The 2,195-nt window shown below is 35.9% G+C and carries 1 protein-coding gene; it reads right to left on the bottom strand.

Going from position 1 to position 2,195, the window contains the following annotated elements; genetic code table 11:
* Window positions 1-150 precede the first annotated feature (150 nt).
* Window positions 151-2,195: NPCBM/NEW2 domain-containing protein (locus RB298_RS00005; RefSeq protein ID WP_486045116.1), on the bottom strand; the 2,045-nt coding region annotated here is incomplete at its 5' end.

Raw genomic sequence — 2,195 nt, 5'->3', positions numbered from 1 at the left:
TCTTTTTTTATTGGAAATACTTTTGGTGGACGAAAAAAGGTGAGTTAGGCGGTCGAAAGGATCTCTATGTAAAGGAGAAAGTGAATCTTAAAATAACGAAAAGGTACAATAAAAAGACGTCACCTATAAGGAAACGTCTTTCTATTAGTTTTATTCTGCGTTGTAGTTAACAGATATTTTATCACTTTCTAGTTTACTTGGACTAATCCGTGATACTAATATTGTACCTTTACCTGTTCCTAATTGTTTAATAGAAACGGTCACAGTATCTTTAGCGGCTGCACCGGAAGTAGCCAGTAACTGTCCTTTTGCATTATATACTTTTACTTTTTCGCCTTTAGCCAGTTTGTTTACAGTGACGATGTCATTTTTATTGCGGTTATTGATGACCTTAACTTGACTGCTTACTAACTTGGTAGAAACTGATGGTTCTGCAGTGTAATTAACAGAAGTTTTGCTGCTTTCTAGTTTGTTTGTAGATGTACGGGATACTAATACAGTACCTTTAGCTGATCCTAGTTGTTTAACATAAATAACTACGCTATCTTTAGCAGCTGGTTTTGAAATAGCTAAAAGCTTGCCTTTACTATCATATACTTTGACTGTATCATTTTTAATTAACCCTTTTACGGTAATTACATCATCTTTGCCACGGTTATTCACTACTGTTACATTTTTTGCTGCAACTGCAGAAGAAACGGCTGGCTTCACTTCAGCTCCATATGCTGCGGATGTTTTATCACTTTCTAACTTACTGCCTGTAATTCTAGACACTAAAACCGTACCTTTTCCAGTGCCTAATTGATTAATAGATACAGTAACAGAATCTTTAGGGGCAGCAGCCGAAGTAGCTAGTAGCTGTCCTTTAGTATTATATACTTTTACTTTGTCGCCTTTTGACAGCGATTTAACCGTAATTGTATCAGCTTTATTGTAGTTATTGACAACTGAAATTTGTTTAGCAGTTAAGTTGGCTGAAGCAGGCATTTTCTGAAATACTGGGTTCCCAAGAGTAACACGTAAATCGCCTTTAGTACCGGCTTTTTGATCTGTAACAATTTCAAATGTATTTAAGTTAGACGGTAATTTTAAATTAAGATCTATGACGCCCGTTTTCTTAGTTAAGGTATTGGAGTAGATTATTTGGTCATTTGCATAAATTGTAATTACAGAAGTACCATAATCTCCGTTAATATACCGACCGTCTACAGATAACTTTGCTTTAAAGAAGTTAACGTCAGTATCACTCATATTATAACTAGCGTATATTTGCCCGCTATGATCTTGCTCAAATATCATACTAGTGGTAGCCAGGGAACCATTAGAGTACTGTGGGATTGTACTTTCGCTTGTGCTGTATAGGCTTCCCTCTTTAAAATAGTAGCTGCTGTCACCAGTTACAGTCATAGGAGAGATTGTGTAAGGAACCGTAACAGGCGTTCCTACCGCTTTAAAAACTGGATTAATAAAGACTACCCTATGGACACCTTTGGAACCTCCTAATTGTCTAGTTACTAATGTGAGTTGAGTGGTTCCTTTTGGAATATTTGTTTTCACTGTTTGAACATCTGTTTGAGAGGTAAGCTCTTTTTCATACAGTAAGTAATCATCAGCGTAGATTCCCACAATGGTTCGTCCATAGTTTCCTTTCACATAATCTGCATCTAACGATAGCTTTGTTTCAAATTGTGTGTAACCTGCATCTTTAATATCAAAAGCAGCATAGTCTCCTCCTCCAGATGATCTTGAAAATGTAATTCCGTCGGTTATTAAATTTCCTTTAATATCTTTAAAGCCAGTAGAAGAATTAAGTGTATCAGCGTAATAGTAGCTAGTTCCAGTTGCTTTAACAGTTAAAGCTGAATCGTAAGCTGTTTCTGGAGTATTTAAATAAGAACCTGAAGTTAGAAATTTACCTTCTTGTACAATTGCCCCATGCGTCCCTTTGCTCCCAGCTTGTTGTCTTACAAAGATATAGAAATACTCAATATTTTTGGGCAACGCTACTTTTAAACTAGCGCTTGGATTAGTATTTGTTAGAGCTTTTTCATAAAGCAATCGATCATCCGCGTAGAAAGCCACAGTAGTTTTTCCATAGTCACCTTTTAACCATTTCGAATCTAATGTGATTTTTCCTTGAAAGGTTTTAAAACTTTTATTTTCTAATTTATATGTAGCATAGGCCGCTCCAGTAT

The organism is Priestia sp. BR_2 (assembly GCF_041954005.1).
GTDB classification, from domain to species: domain Bacteria; phylum Bacillota; class Bacilli; order Paenibacillales; family Paenibacillaceae; genus Paenibacillus_AQ; species Paenibacillus_AQ lautus_A.
Note: the sequence above shows the minus strand (reverse complement) of the source record. Positions and strands in the feature narration are given on the sequence as shown.